The organism is Kitasatospora sp. NPDC088391, from assembly GCF_044753345.1.
Lineage (GTDB): Bacteria > Actinomycetota > Actinomycetes > Streptomycetales > Streptomycetaceae > Kitasatospora.
Genome location: NZ_JBIVNB010000012.1, coordinates 210,928 through 234,471 on the forward strand (window position 1 = coordinate 210,928; position 23,544 = coordinate 234,471).

The following is a 23,544-nucleotide window of genomic DNA, read 5'->3' on the forward strand; positions in this document are numbered from 1 at the left end:
CGGAAAACCGGTCGCCGGTGCGCCCGTGATGCGTGCAATATGACACTGCATCAGGGCGGCGACGGTGCCGCCCGTGACCGCCGGGGGAGCCGTGCCCGTACGCCACCAGGAGTTCCGCGTCGAAGTCCCTGGGGGCGTGCTGCACGCCGTCCGCTCGGGTCGCGGGCCGGACGTCGTGCTGCTGAACGCCGGGGCCACCGACGCCCGGATGTGGGCCGCCGAGGCCGAGGCCCTGGCCGGGCGCCACCGGGTCACCCGCTACGACGACCGCGGCACCGGCCCGCACTCCACCGCCCCCACCGGCCCCTGGACGTACACCGCCGACCTGCTCGCCGTCCTCGACGCCCTCGGCATCGGACGCGCCGTCCTGATCGGCGCCTCCGACGGCGGACGCAAAGCACTCGACGCCGCCCTCGCCCACCCCGAGCGGGTGGCCGGACTGGTCCTGGTCGGCGCCGCGATGCACCTGCCCGACCTCACCGAGGCCGAACAGCCGCTGTACGAGGAGCTGATCGCGGCGCTGCGCCCGCGGGCGGAGGCCGTGGAGCGGGGCGACCTGGAGGCCGCGATCGCCGTCGACCTCGACGTCTGGTGCCCGCGCGCCACGCCGGTGGTCCGCGCGGCGCTCACCGAGCTGTACCGGGCCTCGCCCGCCTTCCTGCTCGGCCTGCCACACCCGCCCGAGGAGCCCGCGCACACCGGCATCGCCCACCTCGACCGGATCGACGCCCCCGCGCTGGTGCTCACCGGCGAGCACGACACCCCCTTCACCCACCTCTGCCACCGCCGCCTGGCCGCCGGCCTGCCCCGGGTCCGCGCGGAGGTGGTTCCCGGGGCCGACCACCTGGTCAACCTGTCCCGGCCCGCCGAGTTCGCCCGGCGGGTGACGGCCTTCCTGGGCGGGCTCCGGGGCGGGGCCCTGGACGGGTCTGTGGACGGGTCTGTGGACGGATCGGGGGCGGGATGGGGGCTGCATCCGTGGCCGGTGGCGGGGCTCAGCAGTCCCGCAGCTCCGGGGACTGGTTCAGCAGCTGGGCCCGGGGCGAGGTGAACTTCCGGTAGGTGTCGGTGTGTTCGGCGTTCGGGTGGAAGACCGCCAGGCGGTGGCAGTTCTGGAACGCCAGCTTCACCGAGAAGTGCCGCTCCAGCGCCCCGCGGATCGAGTCGCTGGCCAGCGCGCGCAGCAACTGGGCGCGCTCGGCCTCGCTCGGGGCCACCGTGTTGTCGGCGAACTCGGCGTCGGTGATCTCCAGTTCGGCGGTCAGGTCGTTGACCAGGCGGTAGGCGTACGGCAGCGAGGTGCGGACGGTGGCGAGGAAGTCGGCGTCGGCGACCTCGTCGCGCTCGGCGAGGGCGAGCAGGGCGGGGGAGACGTCCAGCGACATGGCGCGGGCCTTTCGGAAGTAAGTGGAAGTGGAATTCGTTTTCAGTAAGTGATCCTGTCGTCCGGCCTGACGCACTGTCAATTCCGCTCCCTCGTTCGGGGCAACGGCGCGGTGCGCGATCCGTCCCGGCGGCCGGGCGGCGCGGCTGGCGTGCAGGGTGGCGTGCGGGGCGGTGTGCGGGGCGGTTCGGCTCGCGGCGGGCGGGCACCGTTCCTAGAGTTGACCGGGTGGGGGCGGTGGCGGCGGCGAGGAGGACCCGGTGACCGAACGGCGTGCGGAAGGCGGCGCGGACCGCCGCATCCTGGACCGGATCAGCGAAATGGTGGCAGCCGAACGCGACCTGCGCGCCGCGCTCGCCGAAGGGCGCATCGACCCGCTGACCGAGCATCGTGAGCTGAACGACCTCGAGGAGCAGCTCGACCAGTGCTGGGACCTGCTCCGCCAGCGCCGCGCCCGCGCCGACGCGGGCGAGGACCCGGACATGGCGGGCGTGCGCAGTATCGAGGAGGTCGAGCGTTACGAGTCGTAGCGCCCGCTAGAGCATAAAGCGCTAGTGAGAGCCTCTAGCTTCCGTTAGAGGCTCTCACTAGCGTGAATGGATGAAGCGTCCGGAATGCCGGGCCGACCGGGCCAGGCGGGCGGTGGCGGGCCTGGCGGGCTGGGTGCTTCCCGGCGGGTGGGGTGACGGGCGGTCAGGCCCCGTTGGTGGCGTCCAGGTTGGCGGTGACGCGGTCGAGGAGTGCGCGCAGGGTGCGCACATCCTCCAGGGGGAGGCCGGCGGCGGCCACGATGTGGCGGGGGACGGCCCGGGCGGGTTCGCGCAGGGCGCGGCCGGCGGGGGTGGGGGAGACCAGGACCGAGCGCTCGTCCTGCGGGCTGCGCTCGCGGGTGACCAGGCCCGCCGCCTCCAGGCGCTTCAGCAGGGGGGAGAGCGTGCCGGAGTCCAGCCGCAGGCGTTCGCCGAGCTGTTTGACCGGGATCTCGCCGTCCTCCCAGAGCACCAGCATCACCAGGTACTGCGGGTACGTCAGGCCCAGGTCCTTGAGCGCCGTGCGGTAGACGGTGCCGAAGGCCCGGGAGGCGGCGTTCAGGGAGAAGCAGATCTGCTGGTCGAGCAGGAGCAGGTCGCCCGCCCCGGCGAGATCGACGTCGACGTCGATGTCCGCCGCCGCAGGGGCTGCCGCGGTGGCGGTGGGTGCGTTCGCGGGCGGCTGGTGGTCGCCGTGCCAGGTCATGGGACCAGGGTAGCGCGCGGTCGATTAAGTTGTGCACAATTGAATTGTGTGCTGTAGTTATCGGCAGGACGGGGCAGGGCAGGGCGAGGCCCCCGGCGCCGGAGGAGGCGACGGGTGGCTGCACCGGGCGACCGGTCCGAAGAACGACGGCACGCACGAAGCCGAAGCCGCATCAGAAGACGAATGACGACGAAGGAGACGCAGGACATGGACGCGCTCTACACCGCTGTGGCCACCGCGAACGGCCGTGAGGGCCGCGCCGTCAGCTCCGACGGCCGGCTCGACCTCAAGCTGTCGCCGCCGCCCGCGCTCGGCGGCAGCGGCGAGGGCACCAACCCGGAGCAGCTGTTCGCGGCCGGTTACGCGGCCTGCTTCTCCAGCGCGCTCGGCGTGGTCGCCCGGCAGTCGAAGGTCGACGTCTCGGAGGTCTCGGTGACCGCCGAGGTCACCATCGGCAAGGACGAGAGCGGTTTCGGCCTCTCCGCCGTGATCCGGGTCGAGCTGCCGGACGAGCTGGCCGGCGAGACCGGTGAGCTGCTGGTCAAGCAGGCCCACCAGGTCTGCCCGTACTCCCGGGCGACCGCCGGGAACATTCCGGTGGAGCTGATCGTCGAATAAGGCGAGGCTGGGGTCTCGACCGGGGTCTGCGGGCCGCATCCGCGTGGGGGCGGAGCGGCCCGCAGTGCTGTCCGGGCCCGGCGGGCGAGTGGCCCAGCGGCAGCCCGGGGCCGCGGGTCAGAACGGGAGCAGTTCCGGGCGCTTGGCCTCGACGTGGTCGCCGGAGGATTCGCCGCGCAGGCGGCGGCCCACCCAGGGCAGCAGGAAGGTCCGGGCCCACTGCAGGTTCTCCCGCCGCTGGTCGGCGGGGCTGCTGACGGGCGCGGGCGGCCAGGCCGCCTCCGGGTCCGCCGTCACCGGCAGGCCGAGCGAGCGGGCCGCGAGCAGCGCCACCCGCTGGTGGCCCTCCGGCGACAGGTGCAGCCGGTCGTCGGACCAGGCCCGGCGGTCGTGCACCGCGCGCAGCGACCAGAGGTCGGCGACGGCCAGGTCGTTGCGGTCGGCGATCGCCCGCAGGTGCGCGTTGTAGGTGGCGATCTTGCCGCGCAGGTGGCGCAGCACCGGCACGTTGCGGGTGTCGAAGCCGGTACAGATCAGCACCGTCCCCGCGCTCTCGCGCAGTTGCAGCACGGCCGACTCGAAGTGCTCGGCGATCAGGTCCGGGTCGCTGCCCGGGCGCAGGATGTCGTTGCCGCCGGCGCACAGCGTCACCAGGTCGGGCCGCAACTCGCGGACCTTCGGGACCTGCTCGGCGACGACCTGGTCCAGCAGGCGACCCCGGACGGCCAGGTTGGCGTACCGGAAGTCGTGCTCCGGCCGCAGCCCGGCCAGCATCCCGGCCAGCCGGTCGGCCCAGCCGGCGAACTGGCCGTCCGGGCCGGGGTCGTTCAGGCCCTCGGTGAAGCTGTCCCCGAGAGCGGCGTAGGAAGTGAGGGCAAGGGTCTCCTGGTAGTCGGCCATGGAGGAGATAGTTCACCTTGTGAAGTGACTTACGCCACCGTAGGTGCCCCACCGCCCGGGTGATCTCCGCCACGGGCCCGCAACGGCTACCCTTCAGAGGGCCCGACGCCCCCGGGGCGGCCGGGCCGCGGTCGGGCGGAGACCAGGAGAGGAGCCCGGTGTGACCAGCGCAGCCGTGCGCGAGGAGAAGACGCGCCGCAAGCAGATGCTGATCCGGGCGTCCATCTACATCGCGGGCACCCACCTGTTCGCGGGCTTCGTCATCCTGCTGTTCGCCGTCGGCCACCACTGAGCCCGTAGCGCCGGGCCCGTGCCGCCCAGTCCGTCCAGTGTCCGGCCCCGCCCCGCGGGCGGGACGGGGCCGGATCAGGCGCGGCTCAGGCGCACTTGACCTGAATCTTGTGCCAGCCGCCGTGGTAGTAGACCTCGACGTAGCAGCCCCGCGGACGCTCGTCCGCCGAGGCGCTGCTCGCCGTCGCCACGCCGAGACCGACGAACGCGACCAGGCCGGCGAGTGCGACGGCCGCACGCCGCTTGCCGGGACGGGCGGTGGAGCTGGTGGTGCTGCTGCGAGTGGCCATGGACGGGCCCCTTCCTGACGGGCGGCCCCACTGGCGCGGGCCGCGCACTGCCCCGGCCGCCCCCGAGCGGGGGCGGCAGCACGAGAGTGGCCCACGGGAGGGGACGCCAGGGAGGTCACGATCCGACCTGGCAGAGCCGCGCGGACTGTGGCCGGGCCGAACTCGGTTGGTCTGGACGGGAGTTGTCGGTACCGAGACAATCGCGGGCATGGACCTGTCCGAGGCGCTCCGTGACTTCCTGCTCTCCCGGCGGGCGCGGCTGCGTCCCGACGAGGTCGGGCTCCCGGTCCACGGCACCCGCCGGGTCAGCGGGCTGCGCCGGGAGGAGGTCGCCCACCTCGCGGCGATGAGCGTGGAGCACTACACGCGACTGGAACGCGGCAACGCCTCACGCGTCTCCGACGCCGTCCTCGAAGCGGTCGGCGAGGCCCTGCGGCTCAGCCCGGGGGAGCGCCGCTACCTGCGCAGCCTCGCCCGGCCGGCGGGCGCCGACGGAACGCCGCTCCCGGCCGGGCGCCTGCCCGACCTGCAGGTGGTGCTCGACGCGATGGACCGCACGCCCGCCTACCTGGTCGGCCCGGGCGGCGCCATCCTCGGCTGGAACCGGCTCGCCGCCGCCGTCTTCCTCGACTTCGGCCGCCTGCCCCCCGAGGAGCGCACCATCGGCCGCCTGGTCTTCACCGACCCGCGCGTACGCCGTCTCTATGTCGACTGGGAGACCAAGTCCCGGGAGACCGTCGGCCTGCTGCGCACCGAGGTCGGCCGACGGCCCCGGGACGCCGCGTTCACCCGCGAGATCGCCGAACTGCGGGAGTGCAGCCCGGAGTTCCGGCAGCTCTGGGACGAGCAGGTGGTACTGGAGCAGCCCCACACGACGCTGCTGCTCGCCTCCCCGGGGGCCGCGCGGCCGCTGCGGCTGTCCCTGTCGACACTGCAGCCCGCCGGCCGTCCCGACCTGGTGATCCCGGTGTACACGGCGGAGCCGGGGTCGCGCTCCGAGGCCGAACTGCTCCGGCTGGCACGGGCCGTCGCACCGCCCGACACGCCCTGACGTCCGGGGACGTGGCGCGGGCGGTCAGGACGGCGGGTGGCCGTCGCCGTCCCGGCCGGGGTCGTCGAGCGGGGGCAGCACCCGGGCGGCGACCTTCGCCAGGTGGGCGTCGAACGCGGCCGCCGGGTCGGGGTGCACGCGGACGAGCGCCACCATCGCGGTGATCACCACGTCGCAGAGTTCGTCCGCCACGTCGTCCCAGGTGTGCGAGAACCCCTTGCGCGGGTTCTGGCCGAGCGCGCCGATCACCGCCTCGGCGACCTCCCCGGCCTCCTCGCCGAGCTTCAGGCACTGCAACACCCGCTGCATCTCCGCGGATTGGGTGCTGCCCTCGGCCAGCCAGTCCGCCAGCCGCCGCACCGTCGCCCACTGCCGCTCGCGCTCGTCCACGCGCCCGTTCCCTCCACCGTCGATGCCGTCGATGCCGTCGGTGCGCACGGAGCCGTCCGCGCCGGACGGGGCGGGCCCCGGTGTTCGGCTGGTGCGGTGCGGGCGCACGGGGCAACTCTAGTGCGGCCGGTGATCAGTTCAGGCGCTGCTGCCAGTCGACCGGGACGTGCCCGACCGGGCCCGGGGAGGGCTGGGCGGCCGGGTGGGCGGTCGGCCCGGCCAGCGGCGGGCCCTCGTAGAACTGTTCGGTCTCGGTGTTCCAGAACCAGTCCTCGCCGGACTCGAAGCTGGTCAGGAACGGATGCCCCGCCGTCCGGGCGTGCGCCGTGGCGTGCTGGGACGGCGAGGAGTCGCAGCAGCCGATGTGCCCGCACGCCGCGCACCTGCGCAGGTGGAACCACCAGCCCTGGCCGTCGCCCGCCAAACACTCCACGCAGCCGTCACCGCTCGGCGGCACGCTCGGATCGATCCCGGGGACCGTCGTGTCCTCGCTCATCGCGACACCTCCGCACCGAGCCTATGCCCGCAGGTCCGCGCCGTGCGGAAGGCCGGCGGAACCGGCGTGCCGGACGGGGGCGTCCCCCGGGGAGGCGGTCGGCGGGGCGGGGACGGCAGGCGGATTCCTAACCGATCTACAGTGCTGTAGATTCAAGGTCGGGGCCCGATCCCGACCACGCGGCCGGGTGACAGCCGCCGGGTCGAACTACCGGGCCCGGTACGGGGACACCACAGGAGGGCACACATGGGAGTCACGCTCGCCAAGGGCGGCAACGTCTCGCTGACCAAGGAGGCGCCCGGGCTCACCAGCGTCATCGTCGGCCTCGGCTGGGACGTCAGGGCCACCACGGGTGCCGACTTCGACCTGGACGCCAGCGCGCTGCTCTGCGGCGACGGCGGCCGGGTGCTCAGCGACCAGCACTTCGTCTTCTACAACAACCTGCGCAGCCCCGAGGGCTCGGTCGAGCACAGCGGTGACAACCTCACCGGTGGCGGCGACGGCGACGACGAGCAGATCAAGGTCGACCTGTCGGCCGTGCCGCCGCAGGTCGCCAAGGTGGTCTTCCCGGTGTCGATCTACGACGCCGAGAACCGCCACCAGAGCTTCGGCCAGGTCCGCAACGCCTTCATCCGGGTCCTCAACGAGGCCGACGGCACCGAGGTCGCCCGCTACGACCTCACCGAGGACGCCTCCACCGAGACCGCGATGGTCTTCGGCGAGCTCTACCGCTACGGCAACGAGTGGAAGTTCCGCGCCATCGGCCAGGGCTACGCCTCCGGCCTGCGCGGCATCGCCCTGGACTACGGCGTCAACGTCTGACGCCTTCCCGGGACTCTTCCGGGACGCTCCCGCGACGGGACGACCTGTCGCCCGGTCCTGCCCCGCCGCCCCGCTGCCCGCTCCGGCAGCGGGGCGGCGGGGCGGCGGTGCTTGCGCCCGCGCCGGGTGACCGGGCGCGGGCGGCCGTGCGTGTGCGCGTGCGGGCGGGCGGAGTGTCGGCGATCGGGGCGGGCGCGGTGCTGTGGCAGGCTCGGCCGCATGGAACAGCGTGTACTTGGCAGGACCGGGCGCCCGGTGTCGGTGATCGGCCTCGGGACGTGGCAGCTGGGCGCCGACTGGGGTGTAGTGCTGGAGGACGACGCACTCGCGGTCCTGAACGCCGCGGCGGACGCGGGCGTCACCTTCTTCGACACCGCCGACGTCTACGGGGACGGCCGCAGCGAGCAGCTGATCGGCCGTTTCCTGAAGGAACGGCAGGACCGGGACCTGACGGTCGCCACCAAGCTCGGCCGTCGGCTGCCGCAGCTGCCGGAGAACTACACCCTCGCCAACTTCCGCGAATGGACCGACCGTTCGCGCCGCAACCTCGGGGTCGAACGGCTCGACCTGGTGCAACTGCACTGCCCGCCCAGCTCGGTGTACTCCAGCGACGCGGTGTTCGACGGGCTCGACACCCTGGTCGAGGAGGGCCGCACGGCGGCCTACGGCGTCAGCGTCGAGACCTGCGAGGAGGCGCTGACCGCGATCGCCCGTCCCGGCGTGGCCAGCGTGCAGATCATCCTCAACCCGTTCCGCCTCAAGCCGCTGGACCGGGTGCTGCCCGCTGCCGCCGAGGCCGGCGTCGGCATCATCGCCCGGGTGCCGCTGGCCTCCGGCCTGCTCTCCGGCAAGTACACCAAGGACACCCTGTTCGGCGCGGACGACCACCGCACCTACAACCGGGACGGCTCCGCGTTCGACCAGGGCGAGACCTTCTCCGGCATCGACTTCGCCACCGGCGTCGAGGCCGCCGACGAGTTCGCCCGGCTGGCCCCGCCCGGCGCGACCTCCGCACAGACCGCGCTGCGCTGGATCGTCCAGCAGCCCGGCGTCAGCACCGTCATCCCCGGCGCCCGTACCCCCGCCCAGGCGCGGGCCAACGCGGAGACGATGGCCCTGCCGCCGCTGCCCGAGCAGACCCTGCGGGCCGTCCGGGAGCTGTACGACCGGCGGCTGCGGGCCCAGGTGCACTCGCGCTGGTGACGGTGGCGGTGACGGCGGCCCGGTAGGGCGCCCGGCACGGGAAAGGGACGGGAAAGCGCTTGCCGGTTCGGAACGGCAAGCGCTTTCCCGTCCGGTCGCGGAGGAGCCCGCTCGTCCGCTCGTCAGGACGTCCGCTCGTCCGGTCGTCAGTCGAGGGGTTCGGCGTGGACCGGTGTGCGGGGGTTCTGGTGGCCGCCGCTGGCCAGCATCCGGACCTCCCCGCGGTCGCTGATCTCGGCCTGCACGATTCCGGACGGGTCCGCGTAGACCGGATGTCCGCCGGGCCCCCGGGTTCCGGTGGCCTCCACGACCACCACGTCCTGCTCGGCGTGGCCGCCGGTCTCCCCGGGGAACGTGAGGGCGAAGCGTTGCACCATGATCGTTTCTCCTAACCGTTCCGTCCCCCCCCATCGTAGGCACGGCGGCCGGAGACCCGGGGACGGTCGGCCGCCGGGAGGAACGGTGTCGTGGCGGCTCCGCCCGGTCGGCGGCCGACGAGGGCCGTCTTCTCGGAGGCGCCGGTCGGGCGTCGGTGCAGGGGGCGCGGAGGCGCGGGGCGCGGGCCGGGTCAGACCAGCAGGTGCAGGCGCTGGGCGGCCGGGCCGACCTGGACGGTCTGGCCCCAGGTCAGCTGCAGGGCGTCCGCCTCGATGCCGTCGCCGAACGCGACCAGGCGCTCGGACTCGACGGTCAGGCTGAGCTGCTGCTCCGCGCCGAGCAGGCCCTCGACCCGGGAGGTGCCCGTCACCGGCGACGGCCAGGCCTCGCGGACGAACCAGGACAGGCCCGGGGCGGTCGGGGACGGCAGCTCCAGCCGGCTGGAGCGCTGCAGCCAGGCCGAACGGCACCAGCCGGTCGCACCGGTGCCCGTGCCCACCAGCACGCCCGAGGACGCCTGCGACTCGGTCTCGCCGCCCGGCGCCGCCAGCCGGTAGCGGGCGGTCTGGTGGCCGGGCTGCCCCAGGTAGATCTCGTTCAGCGCCAGCAGCCGCTGGGTGTCGTCCGCGACCGCCTCCACCATGGTCCGCAGCTCCAACCGCCGCTCCACGCCCGGCGCGACGGCCGCCCGGAGCAGCGGACCGGCCTGCGTCGGACGGTGCCGCACCAGCACGCCCGCGTTGCGGCCCGGCTCGGCGTCCACCCCGATCACCGGCTGCCCCGCCAGGTACTTCGCGGTGTTGGCGACCAACCCGTCCTGGCCGACCACCACGACCAGGTCCTCCGGGCCGAACAGGAAGCGGTCCAGGTCGGAGCGCTCCACCCGGGTCTGCCGCCAGTCCAGCGGCACCGCCGCCGACACCTCGGCCAGCGCGCCCCGGGCCAGGTGGTGCCGCTGCTCGGCCTCGGCCAGCGAACGGCCGCGCCGGGCGAGGAAGAACTCGGCCTGGCCCCGCGTCCCGTGGTGGGCGATCAACTCCTCGTACTCGGTGCGCCGGTGGACCAGCACCACGCGCGGGGCGAGACTCATCGACCCGGCACCTCGGCACCGCCCGCGCCCGCCGTGCCCGCGCCCGCCGCCGGGGTCGACAGTCGGGTGAGCAGGCCGGTCAGCACGTCCGGGGTGAGCGTGATGCTGTCGATCCGCGGCAGGTGCTCGGCCAGCCGGATCAGCGCCAGGGCCTGCAGGATCTCCGGGCCGACCTGCTGGTGCGCGGTCAGCCAGGCCGCCTCCGCGGCCGCCTTCGCCTCGCCCAACGCCCTTGCCGCCTCGGCCTGTTGCACCGCCATGGTGCCGGCCGCCTCGGCCTCCGCCACGGCCAGCCGGGTGCGGCGGGCCGCCTCGGAGTCGGTGCGCACGGCGTCGGCGGCGGCCTTCTGCTCCGCGTCGCGCCGCGCGTTGGTGCCCTTCTGCGCCACCAACTCCTCCTCGCGTCTGGCGAGTTCGATCTGACTGGCGAGTTCGTTCTCGGCGATCGCCCGCTCCCGCTCGACGGCGACGGCGCGCCGCTCGTAGGTCGCCCGGTCGGCCTCCTGCTGGACCAGCTCCCGGGCCGGGGTGCGCAGCGCCCGCTCCATCTCGGCCTCCGGGCGGACGGCGGTGACGCGGACCGCGAGCACCGTCAGCCCGATCTCGGCCAGCCGGGGTTCGGCGGACAGGCCCTCCGCGATCCGTTCCCGGACGGTGGTCACGCCGTCGACCAGGGTGTCGGCGAGCGGGCTGCGGGCGATCAGCTGGAGGGCGTGCTGCTGGGCGGTCTCGGTCAGCAGGGTGCCGAGCTGGGCGAGCGGCTCGGAGCGCCAGACGCCGGTGTCCGGGTCGATGCCGAAGTCGAGGCGGGTCGCCGCGACGGCCGGGTCGCTGATCCGGTAGGTGACGGTGGCCTGCACCGCGAGGTCCTGGAAGTCGGCCGTCCTGGCGTGGAACATCATCGCCAACTCACGGTCCTCCGCCGGTACTTCGGATATCGCGGCGGTGAGCGGGCGGAACCAGAAGGCGAGACCGGTGCCTTCGTGGGCGACCTGCCCGCCGCGCAGGTGGCGGATGTGGCTGGTGGGCGCGGAGCGCAGGTGCCGGAAGCCGAGGCGGCGCGTGATGTCGGCCATGGGAGTCGCGGTGTCCTCTCTTTTCGTCGTAATGACGATAATGGATGGCGCTGCTTGTCGTCAATACGACGAAAAGGGGGTGTGGGTGGAGAGTGCCGAGGGCGGCCCGAATTCACTGGCCGCGGCGGGTCGGTTCGTGCACGCTGGCCGGATGACGGGTGAGAGTCGTGGAACCGGGTCGGGTCGGGGAGTCGGGGCGGAGCCGGGGTCGGACGCCGACCGGGCGGCGATCGAGGCGATCCGCGGCCGCCCCCTGGCCCGGGTCTGGCCGGAGGGTGCGCTCGCCGCCGGAACCCGGGTGACGGTCGTCCGCGACCGCGAGTGGGGCGGTCCCTGGCGGGCGGAGTTCCGGGGCGTCGTCGACGCCATGGGGGCTCCGGAGCCGGTGACCGACTCCCGTGCGGAAGAAGGGGAGTTGGCCTACTGGGTGGCGTTCGACGAGCCGCAGTACGACAGCGACGGGGGCGGGCCGTACCGCAAGGCCCTGGTCCGGGCCCGCTACCTGCGCCCGCTCCGGTAGCCGCCCGCTCCGGTAGCCGCCCGCTCCGGTGGGGGCTACCGGAGCGGGCGGTCGGAGGTGTGGGTTGCGGCGGGCGGTGCGTCAGATGTTCGCCCGGGTGCGGGAGGTGGTGGAGATCGCGGCCAGGTCCTGCTCGCCGTGGCCGTGGGCGATCGCCTGGAGCAGGGTGTCGCGCAGCAGCGAGGCGAGCGGCAGCGGCACCCGGGAGGCGGTGCCGGTCGCCAGGGCGAGGTCGACGTCCTTCAGGCCCAGGGCGAGGCGGAACCCGGCCGGTTCGAAGGACTGCCGGGTGATCATCGCGCCGTAGCCCGCGTACACCGGCCCGGGGAAGAGCGATTCGGTGAGGACGCCGAGCAGTGCGGCCGGGTCCAGCCCGTTCGCCTCGGCCAGCACGGCGGCCTCGGAGAAGGCTTCGATCGCCGACACCAGCAGGAAGTTGGCGGAGACCTTGGCGACGTTCGCGGCCGCCGGGTCCTCGCCGAGCGGCCAGGTCCGGCGCCCCATCGCCTCGAACAGCGGTGCCAGCCGGTCGAGTTCGGCAGCCGGTCCGGCGGCCAGGATGTTCAGGTTCCCGGCCGCCGCGACGTCCGTCCGCCCCAGCACCGGTGCGGCGACGTACCCCAGGCCGTGCCGGGCGTGCAGTTCGGCCGCCCGGCGGGCCAGCGCGGGGGAGACCGTGGCCATGTTGACGTGCACCCCGGCCCGCGCCGAGGACAGCAACTCCTCGTCCAGCAGCAGCGCTTCGACCACGTGGTCGTCCGCGAGCATGGACACCACCACCGGCTGCTCGAACACCTCGGCGAGCGACCCGCCCGCCGAAGCGCCGTCCCGGACCAGCTCGGCGACCGGCTGCGGCGAACGGTTCCACACCCGCACCGCGTGCCCCTCGGCGAGCAGGCGGCGGGCCATCGCCCGCCCCATCGCCCCGAGGCCGACGAAACCGACATCCATGCTCAGTGCCTCCCAGCGGATCGTGGACGATCTCCGGGCCCGATGCTACGACGCCGCGCGCCCCGAACGGCACAACGATCCGTCAGAAGGCGGCGGGTCGACGGGTGTCGACGGTTCAGCGGGGCGGCGGGGCGGCGGGTCGGCGGGTGTCGACGGTTCAGCGGGGCGGCGGGTGTCGACGGTTCAGCGGGTCGGCGGGTCGGCGCGTGCGAGGATGCCGCCATGGTGACGGTGCGGACGGTGCACACGGCGGAACTGGACCCGGCGACCCGGCGGGCGGCGCGCGACCTGCTGTTCGAGGTGTTCGGCGCGGAGATGACCGAGGAGGACTGGGCGCACTGCCTCGGCGGCCTGCACGTCCTGGCCCGGGACGGGGCGGAGTTGATCGGCCACGCCGCCGTGGTCCAGCGGCGGCTGTCCAACGGCGGGCGGATTCTGCGGGCCGGCTACGTGGAGGGCGTGGTGGTCCGGGCCGACCGCCGGCGCCGGGGCGTCGGCGGCCTGCTGATGGCCGAGGTGGAGCGGATCGTGCGCGCCGCCCACGACCTCGGCGCGCTCGGCGCCAGCGAGGAGGGCGTCCCGCTCTACCTGGCCCGCGACTGGCGGCCGTGGCCCGGCCCGACCTGGGCGCTCGGCCCGCAGGGGCGGGTGCGCACCGCCGAGGAGGACGGCGGCATCTACCTGTTCGGCGGCGAAGGGGAGTTGGACCTGTCGGCCGACCTGACCGTGCTCGAATGGCGGGAGGGCGACGTCTGGTAGCACCCGGCGTCCCGCACGGACCGTCCGGCACCGGGGCCGATGCGGGGTCCGCTTCCGGGTTCGGTCCCACGCCGGTCCCATGCCAGTCCCATGCCAGTCCCATGCCAGTCCCACGCCGGACCGGTCCGGTGTGGCAGTCAGCCGGTCGCGGCCGGTCCCGTCCGGCGGCAGGACGCGACGAACTCCAGCAGCCGGGAGTTGACCAGTTCGGGCCGCTCCAGGGTGAGCCCGTGCCCGGCGCCCGGCACGATCTCCGCCCGGACGTCCGGGAGTCGGGCGGTGACCCGGTCCAGCACCCGGCGCGGCCGCAGCAGCGCGCTGCGCGCCCCCACCAGGACGAGGGCCGGGACGCGGACCGCGCGCAGCTCCTCGTCGGTGAACGGGCGGGCCGGCGGACGGGAGTTGGGCCGGTACGTCCGCATCGCCAGCATCAGCGGGGCGATCATCTCCGGCGGGGCGGCGAGCGCCGGGTTGGCGAGCAGCCGGCCGAGCGCGGGGCGCAGCCGACGCGGGGCGAGCAGGCCGAACAGCCCGGCGACCATGTGGAAGTAGAACCGGGCCGGGACCTTCTCGATCCCGCCGGGGTCCAGCGACGCCACCGACGCCAGCCGCTCCGGCCCGTGGACCGCCTGGTTGAGCGCGAGCCAGCCGCCGTACGACACCCCCACCAGGTGCACCCGCTCCAGGCCGAGCCCGGCCAGTACCTCGCCCAGCCACTGCGCGTTCTCCCGCGAACCGGCGGCGACGGCGCGCTGCACGCTCCGGCCCGGGTCGTCGAGGGTGTCGACCGCGTACACGGGGTGCTGCGCGCCGAGCGCGGCGATCTGCGGGTACCAGTTGGACGCGTGCCCGGCGTGGCCGTGCAGCAGCACGATCGGCTCGCCCGTCCGGGGCCCGTAGTGGTGCACGTGGACGGTCCCGTACGAGGTCTCGACGTCGAGCGCGCGGCGCGGGCCGGGCCACAGCTCCATCGCCCGGTCGTACGCGGCGAGGAACTCCGTCCGGGCGTCCTCGCTGACGAAATGTCCGATCTCGGTCCTGGTCATGGCATCCCCCGGGGACGAATCAGCAGCACTTGATGGTATGTTTGTACCATAAAAATGTTCGGGGAGTCCGGGCGGACGGGAACGGGAGGCCGAGGCCGATGCCGAAACTGGTGGACCACGAGGAGCGGCGCGCGCACATCGTCGACGCGCTGCTGCGGGCGGCCTCGGCCACCGGACTGCACGCCGTCACCATGCGCTCCGTGGCGGTCGAGGCCGGCGTCTCGGTGCGGCTCGTGCAGTACTACTTCGACACCAAGGAGCAGTTGCTGCTCGCCACCCTCACCCGGCTGGGCGAGCGGATGGGCGAGCGCATCCGCGACCGGGTCCGGGCCGCCGGAGCCTCGGCGGACCCGCGCGGCATCGTCGAGGCGATCCTGCTGGAGGCCGTCCCCACCGACGAGGAGAGCCGGACCTTCCACCTCGTCTACACCGAGTACGCGGTGCTGTCCGTCACCGACCCCGTCCTCGCCGGGCAGGCGTTCCGGGCCGCGCCCGACGAGATGGAGACCTTCCTGGCCGCCCAGCTCCGGGCCGCCGAGCAGGCCGGCCGCACCGCCCCCGGCCTGGACGCCCGACAGGAGGCGGTCCTGCTGCTCGCGGTCTCCGCCGGCCTGGGCCTCAGTGTCCTGCTGGGCCAGCGCCCGGCCGAGGAGGCCGTCGCCGTCCTGCACTACCACCTGGCGCGAATCTTCCCGCAACCATGAGCAGTTTCAAGTGAGTTGACGGACCGGCGGTCGGAGGGCGGGCCGACGCCGCTTCCCGTGCCGCGGCCGCGGTGCTCCCGCACGCCGGGCGTCGGGGCGTCGGGGCGTCCTCGGGGCGGACGTCCCGCTACTGTCCGCCGCCCGCGGCCGTCCGTGACCCGGTGTCGGGCGCCTGCCCGGCGGCACCGCTCACGGCCGGGGCGGTGGGCGGTGGCGCGGTCGGGGCCGGAGTCGGGGCGGTGCCCGTGGGGGCTTCGGCGGTGAGGCGGGCGACGAGTTCCGCGGTGGCGCGGGCCTCGGCCCGGTCGAGCTGCCGGGTGGAGCGGCGCAGCAGGTGGCGGGCCTCCAGGGCGGCGAGGGCCACCAGCCCGGGTAGCAGGTCGGTGGACCGGGCGGCGACCCAACGGGTGCCCCGGGTCAGCATCCACCACAGGTCGGCCCCCGGCCCCGGCGCGCCGACGGCCAACTCCTCCGGCGGTGCCCCCACCGGATGGCCGGCCTCGGCCAGCAGGGCGTGGAACCCGCGGGCGATCACCTGGTGCCCGGCGGCGCTGGGGTGCAGCCGGTCGACGCTCAACAGCGTGCGGTCCCGCGTCCACGGCAGGTCCGCCAGGTGCTGGTGGACCGCGCCGTAGTGCTCGGACAGCCCGTGCACCACCGCGTTCACGCCGCGCATCCGGCGCGCCAGCGGACGCGCCAACGGGGCCGGCAGCCCGAGCAGCCGACCGGGGTCGGGCAGGCAGGCGGTCAGCGGCACCGCACCCGCCGATGTCAACGAGGAGAGCGCGGCCGCGAAGTGACGGGCCGTCAGTTCAAGGTCGAACGAGGCGCGCAGCGTGTCGTTGCCGCCCACCACCACGGCCGCGTACCGGGGCCGGAACGCCAGTGCGACGGGGAGTTGGGAGACCAGCAGGTCGCGGCTGAGCGAGCCGCTGTCGGCGAGGTTGCGGAACTCCACGGCGCCCGGCGAGAGGCCGGGCGCCAGCAGCGCCGCCCACCCCCGCCACCCGCCGGGAACCGGGTCGCCGATCCCCTCGGTGAGGGAGTCGCCGAGCGCCGCGAACCGAACTGTCATGACGTCCCTCCGGTGGGGCGAAGCGGGAACGGGATGGGCCCTGCACGGGCGCTGCGCGGCCCCGGGGCGTGCCGGTGCACGCACCGGGCCCGGAGCCCGGGAAACGGAGGAGGGGAGGGGGAAGAGGGCGGGCGCGGTCAGCCGGTCATGGGGGCGGCGGTGGGGGCGGACGTGGACGCGGGGGCGGGGACGGAGGGTGCGTGGTGCGCGGTCAGGAAGGCGGTCGCGGCGGCGTCCCAGCCGAACTCCTCTGCGCGGGCGCGGGCCGCGGCGCGCCGCTCCGCCTCCGGCCGCTCCAGCAACTCCCGTACCGCCTCGGCGAATCCGGGACCGGAGTCGGCCGCGGCCCGACCGGCCCGACCGACCACCTGGGGCAGCGCGGACGAGCGGCTGACCGCCACGGGCGTCCCGCAGGCCAGGGTCTCCAGCGCGGCCAGCCCGAAGGTCTCCACCGGGCCGGGCGCGACCACCGCGTCCGCGGTGGCCAACAGGGCCGCCACCTGGGCGCGTTCGGCCAGGTGCCCCAGGAACCTTACCGGCAGCCGGAGTTCGGCGGCACGCCGCTCCAGCCGACCCCGCAGCGGGCCGGTGCCCGCCACCGCCAGCACCGCCGGGACACGGTGCCGCCGACGCAGCTCCGCCAGCGCGTCCAGGGCGCGTTCGGGCCGCTTCTCCGCCGACAGCCGCGAACACATCACCAGCAGCACCTGGTGCGGGTCGGCCAGCCGCTCGCGCAGCGCCGGGTCGTACCGGGAGGGGTGCATGGCGTCGAGGTCCACGCCCAGCGGGGCCTGGGCCAGGTTGGCCGCCCCGATCCGGTGGAACTCCTCGGCGGCCCACGCGGTGGTGCACAGCACCGTGTCGTAGGCCCGCGCGGTACGGGAGTTGAGCCGGTCGGCGAGGCGCCGCGCGACGGCCGGCGGCACCCCCCACGCGCCGATCACGCCGGTGGCGCTCTCGTGCGACACCATCATCGACCGCACCCCGTGCGCCCGCGCCCACTCGCCGGTCCAGCGCAGCGTGGTGCGGTCCGACACCTCCAGCCGGTCGGGCGCGAGTTCGGCCAGCACGGCCTCGACCGCGCGGCGGTCCCGGAGCACCCGGTAGCCGCCCGTCCCCGGCACCAGCGGGCCCGGCAGCGTCACCACCCGCCCCTGCTCCGTCCACTCGTCACCGCGGGCCGGTCCGGGCACCACCAGGACGGGCCGGTGCCCCGCCGCCAGGTAGCCCGCGCCGAGGTGCCGCAGCGCGGTGCGCAGACCGCCGGAGACCGGGGTGACGAAGTTCGCCACCCGGACGATGCGCAGCCCCTCGCTCATGCCGGCTGCTCCTCGACCAGGTCCGCCGGGGCGGGCTGCTCCGTGCCCTTCGCCGCAGGCTGCGCGGCCGCCGCGCCCGAGCCCGAGCCCGCGACCGCGACCGCGCCCGAGGGCTGACGGGGCGTCGGGACGCCCGGCGCCACCGGCGCCACCGGCGCCTCCGCCGGAACGCCGTCGGCCGGCGCGGTGAGGTCGGCGAGGTCGGGGAGACCGGCGAGCTCGGGGAGAGCAGGGAAGTCGGGGAAGGCGGTGAGATCGGTGAGGTTGCCGAGGTCGGCGGCCGGGCCGGTGGGGCGGCGGCGGTGCTCGGCGATGACGTCCTCGTAGTGCTGGACGAGCTGGTCGCCGACCGCCTCCCAGGTCCGGTCGGTGACCTCGGCCCGTCCGGCGGCGCCGTACTGGGTGCGCAGCTCGGGCGCGGCGGCGAGGGAGGCGACGGCGCGGGCGACGGCCTGCGGGTCGCGGGGGGCGACCAGCAGGCCGGTGCGGCGGTGGCCGACCAGGTCGAGCGGGCCGCCGACGGCGGGAGCGACCACCGGGACGCCGCTGGCCATCGCCTCCTGGATGGTCTGGCAGAACGTCTCCAGCGGGCCGGTGTGCACGAACAGGTCCAAGGTGGCGAAGCAGCGGGCGAGTTCGGCGCCGGTGCGGCGGCCGAGGAACACCGCGCCGGGCATCGCGGCCTTCAGGGCGGGGGCGCTCGGACCGTCGCCGATCACCACCACCCGCACGCCCGGCAGCCGGGACGCCTCGGCGAGCAGGTCGACGCGCTTCTCGGGGGCGAGCCGTCCGACGTAGCCGACCAGCACCTCGCCGCCGGGGGCGAGCGTGCGGTGCAGGGCCTCGTCGCGGTGGTCGGGGTGGAAGCGGACCGAGTCGACGCCGCGTGCCCAGATCCGCACCTGGCGGACCCCGTGCGCGGTCAGGTCCTGGGCGGCCGGGGTGGACGGGGCGAGGGTGCGGGCGGCGGCGCGGTGCACGGAGCGGATCCGGGCCCAGGCGATGGCCGAGCCGACGCCGCGCCCCATCCGGTACGCCTGCGCGTACCCGGCGAGGTCGGTCTGGTAGACGGCGACGGTGGGCAGGTCGAGGCGCTCGGTGAGCCGGGCGGCCCGCGCGCCGAGGATGAACGGGCTGGCCAGGTGCACCACGTCCGGCCGGTGGGCGGTCAGCGCGGCGGCCAGCTTGCGGCTGGGCAGCGCGATCCGGACCTGCGGGTAGCGGGGCAGCGGGATCGAGGGGACGCGCACCACCGGCAGCGGTTCCCGGTCCGGGCCGAAGGACTGCGGCGGGCAGTGCGCGCCCCGGGCCGGAGCGGGGGTGATCACCAGCGGCTGGTGACCCCGCCGGACGAGGTGTTCGGCGGCCCGCAGCACGCTGTGGGCCACGCCGTTGACCTCGGGCGGGAAGGACTCGGTGACGATGGCGACTCGCATGCCAACGTTGTTGCCAATCCGGGCGTGCGGCCAGCCAAAGGGATCTTTCGCGGAGACGAACGTCTGCCGCCAATTCCGCACAGGTGTGTGAACGGGGCGGCGGGTCGGGCGGGCGCTTCGCGCAACGCCGGTGCGCAGTTTGCGCAAAAGTGCTCGAAACTATGTCTGATCGAGCGCTTGACGTCATGTCGGGTTGCTGCTGCGATGTGTACCGGTCAACCGGCCGTGCGCCGCCACCCACCCAACCCCGGCCGTTCGCGCGGGAATTGACGGCCCGACCGGCACCTTCGACGCCCCGACCCCCGCCCGATCCCGCCGAGGAGGAACCCCGCCCATGCGCTCCGCCCCGCACACCCCCCACGCCCCGCACGACCCGCCACCACCCCGCCCCGGCGGCGACCGCCGCCGCCCCGGCGTGCTGACCGTCGTCCTGCTGACGCTCGCCGCCCTGCTGGCGGGCCTCGGCCCGGCCACCGCCGCGCACGCCAGCACCGCCGGCAACGTCACCGGCGTCACCCGCTCCGGCAACACCTTCACCGTCACCACCTCCGGCGGCGCCGCGGCCCGGGTCCAACTCGCCCGCGCCGACATCTTCCGGATCTGGCTCAGCCCCAACGGCGCGTTCACCAACGACCCCGCCGGCACCGACCTCGCCGCCACCACCGACTTCGGCACCGTCGCCGCCACCCTCACCGACGCCGGCGCCTACTGGCGGATCACCACCGGCGCGATCGCCCTGCGGATCAACAAGACTCCGCTGACCTTCGCGCTCTACCGCGCCGACAACACCACCCTGCTCTGGGCCGAGTCCCAGCCCACCAGTTGGACCAGCAGCCAGACCACCCAGTACCTCGCCCGGGGCGCCGACGAGCAGTTCTACGGCACCGGCCTGCACCTCGGCGACTGGGCACTGCGCGACAAGACCGTCCCCGTCGCCGTCTCCAACTCCTGGACCGAGAACAGCAACGCCAGCCCCGCGCCGTTCTACATGTCCACCAACGGCTACGGCGTCATGCGCAACACCTGGGCCCCCGGCAGCTACGCCTTCAACTCGCCCACCCAACTCACCCACAACGAGAGCCGGTTCGACGCCTGGTACTTCGCCGGCAACTCGCTCAAGGACGTCCTGAACGCCTACACCGACGTCTCCGGCAAGCCCTTCCTCGCCCCGATCTGGGGCCTCGAACTCGGCAACGCCGACTGCTTCAACGCCTCCAACTCCACCTACACCGGCGACCACAACCGGCTGCGCCACCAGACCACCCCCGACGTGGTCGGCTACGCCACCGACGCCCGCGCCGCCGACATGCCCTCCGGCTGGTTCCTGCCCAACGACGGCTACGGCTGCGGCTACACCGACCTGCCGACCGCCGTCAGCGGCCTGAACGCCAAGGGAATCCACACCGGCCTGTGGACCTCCACCGGCCTCAACAACATCAACTGGGAGGTCGGGACGGCCGGTTCGCGCGCCGTCAAGACCGACGTCGCATGGATCGGCGGCGGCTACAAGACCGCCTTCACCGGCGTCAACCAGGCCGTGGCCGGTATCGAGAACAACTCCGACGCCCGCCGCTTCGTCTGGACCGTCGACGGCTGGGCCGGCACCCAGCGCAACGCCGTCGTGTGGACCGGCGACACCCACGGCACCTGGGACGCCATGCGCTGGCACGTCCCGTCCATCGCGGGCGCGGGCCTGTCCGGCCTCAACTACGCCTCCGGCGACGTCGACGGCATCTACGACGGCAGCCCCAAGACGTACGTCCGCGACCTCCAGTGGAAGGCGTTCACCCCCGCCTTCATGACGATGTCCGGCTGGGGCGCGACCAACCCGTCCGCCGGCTACAACGACAAGCAGCCCTGGCGGTACGCCGACCCGTACCTGTCGATCAACCGCAAGTACCTGCAGCTCAAGATGCGGCTGATGCCGTACCTGTACACGATGAGCCGGGTCGCCACCGACACCGGCGTCCCCTCCACCCGCGCCATGGTCCTGGAGTACCCCGACGACCCCGTGGCGCGCGGAAACCTGACGAGCAGTCAGTTCATGGCCGGCGACTCCTTCCTGGTCGCCCCCGTGGTCAGCGACACCAGCGTCCGCGACGGCATCTACCTGCCCGCCGGCACCTGGACCGACTACTGGACCGGCAAGGCGTACACCGGCCCCGGCTGGCTCAACGGCTACAGCGCCCCGCTCGACACCCTCCCGCTGTTCGTCAAGTCCGGTGCGGCGGTGCCGATGTGGCCGCAGATGAACTACACCGGCGAGAAGCCCGTCTCCACCCTCACCTACGACGTCTACCCGCGCGGCAGCTCCTCCTTCACCCTGTACGAGGACGACGGCACCACCCGCGCCTACCGCAGCGGCGCCTCCTCCCGGCAGACCGTCAACGTCACCGCGCCGAACGCCGGTTCGGGCGACGTCACGCTCGCCGTCGGCGCCGCCAACGGCAGCTACACCGGGCAACTCGCCGCCCGTGACTACGAGTTCACCGTGCACGCCGCCGCCGCGCCGAGCACCGTCACCGCCGGGGGCACGGCACTGCCGCAGCTCGGCAGCAAGGCCGCGTACCAAACCGCCACCACCGGCTGGTACTTCGACGCAGCCGACCGCTCCGGAATGCTCTGGATCAAGGCCGGGAACCACGCCGTCAACACCGCCTTCAGCGTCACCGCCACCGGCCTGACCCTGCCCACCGGCACCCCCGTCACGGCCGGCGGCCCCATCCCGCAGGCCGGCTGGAAGGTCGTCTCCGCCGACAGCCAGGAGACCGCCAACGAGAACGGCGCCGCCGCCAACGCCATCGACGGCAGCGCCGCCACCATCTGGCACACCCAGTGGTCCGGCACTCCCGCCCCGCTCCCGCACGAGATCCAGATCGACCTCGGCGCCCGCTACTCCGTCGACAGCCTCGGCTACCTGCCCCGGCAGGACGGCGGCGTCAACGGCCGGATCGGCGGCTACGAGGTCTACGTCTCCGACAGCACCACCGCCTGGGGCAGCCCCGTCGCCACCGGCACCTTCGCCGACACCGCCACCGCGAAAACGGTGACGTTCACCGCGAAGGCCGGACGCTACCTGCGCCTGCGCGCCACCAGCGAGGCCGGCAACCGCGGGCCGTGGACCAGCGCTGCGGAGATCACCGCCACCGGCAGCCCCGCGCCGTAGCGCACCGCTGCCGTCGCGCACCGCTGTCACGCGTCGTCGGGCGCTGCGCAGGCGGCACCCCGCCCCGCCTCCCCGCCCCGTCCCCGGCCGGTCCTCGGTCGGGGGCAGGGCGAGGTAGGGCGGGGCGGGGGCGTTCGGGGAGTTCGTGAGTCGGAGGCGTTGTGCCGGAAATGTCCGGAAGGTGCGGATATTCTGGAGCGATGGAGGACTCGGGCGGGGAGGCGGAACGCACCGCCGACAGCCGCGGCGCGGCAGCGGCGGCACTCTGGCACGCCGTCCGCGACGACCCCGCACGGCTCCCCGAACACCTGGCCGAACTGGCGGTCCGTCAGGAGTCCGGCCCCGCCACCAAGGCTGTCGCCCGGCTCTCCGGCACCCTCGACGAACGCCGCGACGCGGTGATCACCCACGGCATCCGGCTCACCATGACCGAGGGCTGCGTGGTCGGCGGCCCGCTGATCCTGCTCGTCCCGGTCGCGTTCTGCGCGGGCATGCTCGCCCAGGCCCGGATGGTCCTGGAACTCGCCGAACTCGCCGGAGCCGACGGCGACCGCACCGACCGGGCCGCCGAACTCCTCGTCCTGCAAGGCGTCTACGACACCGCCGACGACGCGAAGGCAGCTCTGGCCGCGGCCCCCGCACCGCCCCCCTCGCCGACCGTCGAACCGCCGGCCGAGCCCTCCGCCGCCACCGACGGCGACGGGACGGCGGACACCGGCCGCCGCCGGTCCCTGGCCACCCGGTTCGACATGATCCGACGAATGGCCTACCTGCTCGGCCTGGTCGCCATCGAGGAGGAACAGCGCGGCCGACTGCGCCGCCTGCTCGGCTGGACCGGCATCGTCCTGCTGGTCGCCGTCGGACTGGCCCTCCCCGTGGTGTGGATCCCCGTGATGGGCCGCGCCAACGTCAAGGCCACCGGTGCCCTCGCCCGCCGCGCCACCGCCCACTACTGGCCCACCGGGGCGGGCGACCGACCGCGCGAGGCGTACGTCCGCACCGCGACCGTCGCCGTCCTCGGCCAGACCCTGATCGCCGTGCTGCTGCCCGCCGCCGCGTTCCTGCTGGTGCTCTTCCTCGGCCTCGACCTGGCCGGCGGACGGCTCGCCACCGCCCTCCTGGTCGGCCTCGCCGCCGGAGCCGCGTTCGCGGCCGACCGCGCCCGCCGCGCCCGGGGCACCCGCGCCCCCCTCCGCAGGACCCGCCGACCCGAACGCCGTACCCCGCCGCCGCCCACCGGCCCCGACGGCCCCGACGGCCCCTGAAGGGTCCTGGCGCGTCGTGGCGCGTTCTGGCCGGTGGAGCCGCTCGGGTCGGCAGCGGCACATCGGGCCGGGTGCGAA

The 23,544-nt window shown here is 74.5% G+C and carries 25 protein-coding genes and 1 pseudogene; 12 read left to right on the plus strand and 14 right to left on the minus strand.

All coding sequences use genetic code 11. From position 1 onward, the window contains the following. The first annotated feature begins 73 nt into the window (after positions 1 to 73). The gene (locus ACIQBJ_RS30105) at positions 74 to 1,051 is read left to right on the plus strand and encodes an alpha/beta fold hydrolase (protein ID WP_400716782.1); all 978 of its coding nucleotides are present in this window, start codon (positions 74 to 76) and stop codon (positions 1,049 to 1,051) included. On the opposite strand, the gene ACIQBJ_RS30110 is transcribed toward ACIQBJ_RS30105, so the two are convergent. Further along, positions 996 to 1,385: an SCO5389 family protein gene (locus ACIQBJ_RS30110; protein ID WP_400716784.1), complete on the minus strand. Its 390-nt coding sequence runs from the start codon at positions 1,383 to 1,385 to the stop codon at positions 996 to 998. The genes ACIQBJ_RS30105 and ACIQBJ_RS30110 overlap by 56 nt on opposite strands. Positions 1,386 to 1,644: 259 nt before the next feature. Here ACIQBJ_RS30110 and ACIQBJ_RS30115 point away from each other — a divergent pair, with 259 nt between their 5' ends. Beyond that, on the plus strand, positions 1,645 to 1,914 hold the full coding sequence (locus tag ACIQBJ_RS30115) for a DUF2630 family protein (RefSeq protein ID WP_400716787.1): 270 nt from the start codon (positions 1,645 to 1,647) through the stop codon (positions 1,912 to 1,914). Positions 1,915 to 2,077: 163 nt separating this feature from the next. Here ACIQBJ_RS30115 and ACIQBJ_RS30120 read toward each other — a convergent pair whose 3' ends face one another. Then, positions 2,078 to 2,620, minus strand: coding sequence for a MarR family winged helix-turn-helix transcriptional regulator (locus ACIQBJ_RS30120; RefSeq protein WP_400716789.1), 543 nt, complete (start codon positions 2,618 to 2,620; stop codon positions 2,078 to 2,080). 207 nt (positions 2,621 to 2,827) lie between these two features. Here ACIQBJ_RS30120 and ACIQBJ_RS30125 point away from each other — a divergent pair, with 207 nt between their 5' ends. Further along, positions 2,828 to 3,238, plus strand: coding sequence for an organic hydroperoxide resistance protein (locus tag ACIQBJ_RS30125; RefSeq protein ID WP_400716942.1), 411 nt, complete (start codon positions 2,828 to 2,830; stop codon positions 3,236 to 3,238). A gap of 117 nt (positions 3,239 to 3,355) precedes the next feature. Here the strand turns inward: ACIQBJ_RS30125 and ACIQBJ_RS30130 are convergent, their stop codons facing one another. Then, positions 3,356 to 4,138, minus strand: a complete 783-nt coding sequence (locus ACIQBJ_RS30130; RefSeq protein ID WP_400716791.1) for an SGNH/GDSL hydrolase family protein — start codon at positions 4,136 to 4,138, stop codon at positions 3,356 to 3,358. Between the two features lie 160 nt (positions 4,139 to 4,298). Between ACIQBJ_RS30130 and ACIQBJ_RS30135 the strand changes: the two genes are divergently transcribed. Further along, positions 4,299 to 4,430, plus strand: coding sequence for a DUF6126 family protein (locus ACIQBJ_RS30135; RefSeq protein WP_400716794.1), 132 nt, complete (start codon positions 4,299 to 4,301; stop codon positions 4,428 to 4,430). An 85-nt stretch (positions 4,431 to 4,515) separates the two neighbouring features. Here ACIQBJ_RS30135 and ACIQBJ_RS30140 read toward each other — a convergent pair whose 3' ends face one another. Then, positions 4,516 to 4,719 (minus strand): hypothetical protein, encoded by a 204-nt coding sequence (locus ACIQBJ_RS30140; protein WP_400716796.1) that lies wholly within the window; start codon positions 4,717 to 4,719, stop codon positions 4,516 to 4,518. A gap of 208 nt (positions 4,720 to 4,927) precedes the next feature. On the opposite strand from ACIQBJ_RS30140, the gene ACIQBJ_RS30145 reads away from it, so the two are divergent. Next, positions 4,928 to 5,770: a helix-turn-helix transcriptional regulator gene (locus tag ACIQBJ_RS30145; protein WP_400716799.1), complete on the plus strand. Its 843-nt coding sequence runs from the start codon at positions 4,928 to 4,930 to the stop codon at positions 5,768 to 5,770. 24 nt (positions 5,771 to 5,794) lie between these two features. On the opposite strand, the gene ACIQBJ_RS30150 is transcribed toward ACIQBJ_RS30145, so the two are convergent. Next, positions 5,795 to 6,268: a MazG-like family protein gene (locus ACIQBJ_RS30150; RefSeq protein WP_400716800.1), complete on the minus strand. Its 474-nt coding sequence runs from the start codon at positions 6,266 to 6,268 to the stop codon at positions 5,795 to 5,797. A 25-nt stretch (positions 6,269 to 6,293) separates the two neighbouring features. After that, entirely contained in the window at positions 6,294 to 6,656 is a 363-nt protein-coding gene (locus ACIQBJ_RS30155; protein WP_400716803.1) for a UBP-type zinc finger domain-containing protein, read from the minus strand. Between the two features lie 246 nt (positions 6,657 to 6,902). Between ACIQBJ_RS30155 and ACIQBJ_RS30160 the strand changes: the two genes are divergently transcribed. Next, complete coding sequence (locus tag ACIQBJ_RS30160) at positions 6,903 to 7,478, plus strand: TerD family protein (RefSeq protein WP_400716806.1); 576 nt, start codon at positions 6,903 to 6,905, stop codon at positions 7,476 to 7,478. 219 nt (positions 7,479 to 7,697) lie between these two features. Beyond that, entirely contained in the window at positions 7,698 to 8,681 is a 984-nt protein-coding gene (locus tag ACIQBJ_RS30165; protein WP_400716809.1) for an aldo/keto reductase, read from the plus strand. A 146-nt stretch (positions 8,682 to 8,827) separates the two neighbouring features. Here the strand turns inward: ACIQBJ_RS30165 and ACIQBJ_RS30170 are convergent, their stop codons facing one another. From ACIQBJ_RS30170 to ACIQBJ_RS30180, 3 genes are all read right to left on the minus strand, one after another. Continuing rightward, positions 8,828 to 9,058: a DUF6296 family protein gene (locus ACIQBJ_RS30170; protein ID WP_400716811.1), complete on the minus strand. Its 231-nt coding sequence runs from the start codon at positions 9,056 to 9,058 to the stop codon at positions 8,828 to 8,830. Between the two features lie 191 nt (positions 9,059 to 9,249). Next, positions 9,250 to 10,149: a hypothetical protein gene (locus tag ACIQBJ_RS30175; protein ID WP_400716813.1), complete on the minus strand. Its 900-nt coding sequence runs from the start codon at positions 10,147 to 10,149 to the stop codon at positions 9,250 to 9,252. Then, the gene (locus tag ACIQBJ_RS30180) at positions 10,146 to 11,225 is read right to left on the minus strand and encodes an SPFH domain-containing protein (RefSeq protein WP_400716815.1); all 1,080 of its coding nucleotides are present in this window, start codon (positions 11,223 to 11,225) and stop codon (positions 10,146 to 10,148) included. Before ACIQBJ_RS30180 ends, ACIQBJ_RS30175 begins: the two co-directional genes overlap by 4 nt. Before the next feature lie 151 nt (positions 11,226 to 11,376). On the opposite strand from ACIQBJ_RS30180, the gene ACIQBJ_RS30185 reads away from it, so the two are divergent. Then, a complete protein-coding gene (locus tag ACIQBJ_RS30185; protein ID WP_400716817.1) occupies positions 11,377 to 11,745 on the plus strand; it encodes a ferrous iron transport protein A in 369 nt (122 codons plus the stop codon). Positions 11,746 to 11,826: 81 nt separating this feature from the next. Here ACIQBJ_RS30185 and ACIQBJ_RS30190 read toward each other — a convergent pair whose 3' ends face one another. Next, positions 11,827 to 12,696 carry an NAD(P)-dependent oxidoreductase gene (locus ACIQBJ_RS30190; RefSeq protein ID WP_400716820.1) on the minus strand — a complete coding sequence of 290 codons (870 nt, stop codon included), beginning with the start codon at positions 12,694 to 12,696 and terminating at the stop codon, positions 11,827 to 11,829. Positions 12,697 to 12,918: 222 nt separating this feature from the next. On the opposite strand from ACIQBJ_RS30190, the gene ACIQBJ_RS30195 reads away from it, so the two are divergent. Continuing rightward, positions 12,919 to 13,455: a GNAT family N-acetyltransferase gene (locus ACIQBJ_RS30195; protein ID WP_400716822.1), complete on the plus strand. Its 537-nt coding sequence runs from the start codon at positions 12,919 to 12,921 to the stop codon at positions 13,453 to 13,455. Between the two features lie 137 nt (positions 13,456 to 13,592). Here ACIQBJ_RS30195 and ACIQBJ_RS30200 read toward each other — a convergent pair whose 3' ends face one another. Beyond that, positions 13,593 to 14,501 (minus strand): alpha/beta fold hydrolase, encoded by a 909-nt coding sequence (locus ACIQBJ_RS30200; RefSeq protein ID WP_400716824.1) that lies wholly within the window; start codon positions 14,499 to 14,501, stop codon positions 13,593 to 13,595. 98 nt (positions 14,502 to 14,599) lie between these two features. Here ACIQBJ_RS30200 and ACIQBJ_RS30205 point away from each other — a divergent pair, with 98 nt between their 5' ends. Next, positions 14,600 to 15,205, plus strand: a complete 606-nt coding sequence (locus tag ACIQBJ_RS30205; protein WP_400716827.1) for a TetR/AcrR family transcriptional regulator — start codon at positions 14,600 to 14,602, stop codon at positions 15,203 to 15,205. A 127-nt stretch (positions 15,206 to 15,332) separates the two neighbouring features. On the opposite strand, the gene ACIQBJ_RS30210 is transcribed toward ACIQBJ_RS30205, so the two are convergent. From ACIQBJ_RS30210 to ACIQBJ_RS30220, 3 genes and pseudogenes are all read right to left on the minus strand, one after another. Beyond that, entirely contained in the window at positions 15,333 to 16,280 is a 948-nt protein-coding gene (locus tag ACIQBJ_RS30210; RefSeq protein WP_400716831.1) for an SGNH/GDSL hydrolase family protein, read from the minus strand. A gap of 137 nt (positions 16,281 to 16,417) precedes the next feature. Beyond that, entirely contained in the window at positions 16,418 to 17,599 is a 1,182-nt protein-coding gene (locus ACIQBJ_RS30215) for a glycosyltransferase (RefSeq protein ID WP_400716834.1), read from the minus strand. Between the two features lie 299 nt (positions 17,600 to 17,898). Beyond that, positions 17,899 to 19,035, minus strand: a pseudogene (locus tag ACIQBJ_RS30220) (glycosyltransferase family 4 protein); the annotation flags it as partial. 334 nt (positions 19,036 to 19,369) lie between these two features. On the opposite strand from ACIQBJ_RS30220, the gene ACIQBJ_RS30225 reads away from it, so the two are divergent. Together ACIQBJ_RS30225 and ACIQBJ_RS30230 are read left to right on the plus strand one after the other, a co-directional pair. Further along, positions 19,370 to 22,201 carry a TIM-barrel domain-containing protein gene (locus ACIQBJ_RS30225; protein ID WP_400716836.1) on the plus strand — a complete coding sequence of 944 codons (2,832 nt, stop codon included), beginning with the start codon at positions 19,370 to 19,372 and terminating at the stop codon, positions 22,199 to 22,201. 200 nt (positions 22,202 to 22,401) lie between these two features. Next, complete coding sequence (locus ACIQBJ_RS30230) at positions 22,402 to 23,466, plus strand: hypothetical protein (protein WP_400716838.1); 1,065 nt, start codon at positions 22,402 to 22,404, stop codon at positions 23,464 to 23,466. Positions 23,467 to 23,544 lie beyond the last annotated feature (78 nt).

What these genes read in the sequence shown, in the direction of transcription:
- ACIQBJ_RS30180 (WP_400716815.1), bottom strand. Translation starts at nt 11,225, where the DNA reads ATGGCCGACATCACGCGCCGCCTCGGCTTCCGGCACCTGCGCTCCGCG.
- ACIQBJ_RS30215 (WP_400716834.1), bottom strand. Translation starts at nt 17,599, where the DNA reads ATGAGCGAGGGGCTGCGCATCGTCCGGGTGGCGAACTTCGTCACCCCG.
- ACIQBJ_RS30185 (WP_400716817.1), top strand. Translation starts at nt 11,377, where the DNA reads ATGACGGGTGAGAGTCGTGGAACCGGGTCGGGTCGGGGAGTCGGGGCG.
- ACIQBJ_RS30145 (WP_400716799.1), top strand. Translation starts at nt 4,928, where the DNA reads ATGGACCTGTCCGAGGCGCTCCGTGACTTCCTGCTCTCCCGGCGGGCG.
- ACIQBJ_RS30165 (WP_400716809.1), top strand. Translation starts at nt 7,698, where the DNA reads ATGGAACAGCGTGTACTTGGCAGGACCGGGCGCCCGGTGTCGGTGATC.
- ACIQBJ_RS30160 (WP_400716806.1), top strand. Translation starts at nt 6,903, where the DNA reads ATGGGAGTCACGCTCGCCAAGGGCGGCAACGTCTCGCTGACCAAGGAG.
- ACIQBJ_RS30155 (WP_400716803.1), bottom strand. Translation starts at nt 6,656, where the DNA reads ATGAGCGAGGACACGACGGTCCCCGGGATCGATCCGAGCGTGCCGCCG.
- ACIQBJ_RS30195 (WP_400716822.1), top strand. Translation starts at nt 12,919, where the DNA reads ATGGTGACGGTGCGGACGGTGCACACGGCGGAACTGGACCCGGCGACC.
- ACIQBJ_RS30200 (WP_400716824.1), bottom strand. Translation starts at nt 14,501, where the DNA reads ATGACCAGGACCGAGATCGGACATTTCGTCAGCGAGGACGCCCGGACG.
- ACIQBJ_RS30130 (WP_400716791.1), bottom strand. Translation starts at nt 4,138, where the DNA reads ATGGCCGACTACCAGGAGACCCTTGCCCTCACTTCCTACGCCGCTCTC.
- ACIQBJ_RS30110 (WP_400716784.1), bottom strand. Translation starts at nt 1,385, where the DNA reads ATGTCGCTGGACGTCTCCCCCGCCCTGCTCGCCCTCGCCGAGCGCGAC.
- ACIQBJ_RS30125 (WP_400716942.1), top strand. Translation starts at nt 2,828, where the DNA reads ATGGACGCGCTCTACACCGCTGTGGCCACCGCGAACGGCCGTGAGGGC.
- ACIQBJ_RS30205 (WP_400716827.1), top strand. Translation starts at nt 14,600, where the DNA reads ATGCCGAAACTGGTGGACCACGAGGAGCGGCGCGCGCACATCGTCGAC.
- ACIQBJ_RS30140 (WP_400716796.1), bottom strand. Translation starts at nt 4,719, where the DNA reads ATGGCCACTCGCAGCAGCACCACCAGCTCCACCGCCCGTCCCGGCAAG.
- ACIQBJ_RS30190 (WP_400716820.1), bottom strand. Translation starts at nt 12,696, where the DNA reads ATGGATGTCGGTTTCGTCGGCCTCGGGGCGATGGGGCGGGCGATGGCC.
- ACIQBJ_RS30210 (WP_400716831.1), bottom strand. Translation starts at nt 16,280, where the DNA reads ATGACAGTTCGGTTCGCGGCGCTCGGCGACTCCCTCACCGAGGGGATC.
- ACIQBJ_RS30120 (WP_400716789.1), bottom strand. Translation starts at nt 2,620, where the DNA reads ATGACCTGGCACGGCGACCACCAGCCGCCCGCGAACGCACCCACCGCC.
- ACIQBJ_RS30170 (WP_400716811.1), bottom strand. Translation starts at nt 9,058, where the DNA reads ATGGTGCAACGCTTCGCCCTCACGTTCCCCGGGGAGACCGGCGGCCAC.
- ACIQBJ_RS30230 (WP_400716838.1), top strand. Translation starts at nt 22,402, where the DNA reads ATGGAGGACTCGGGCGGGGAGGCGGAACGCACCGCCGACAGCCGCGGC.
- ACIQBJ_RS30175 (WP_400716813.1), bottom strand. Translation starts at nt 10,149, where the DNA reads ATGAGTCTCGCCCCGCGCGTGGTGCTGGTCCACCGGCGCACCGAGTAC.
- ACIQBJ_RS30225 (WP_400716836.1), top strand. Translation starts at nt 19,370, where the DNA reads ATGCGCTCCGCCCCGCACACCCCCCACGCCCCGCACGACCCGCCACCA.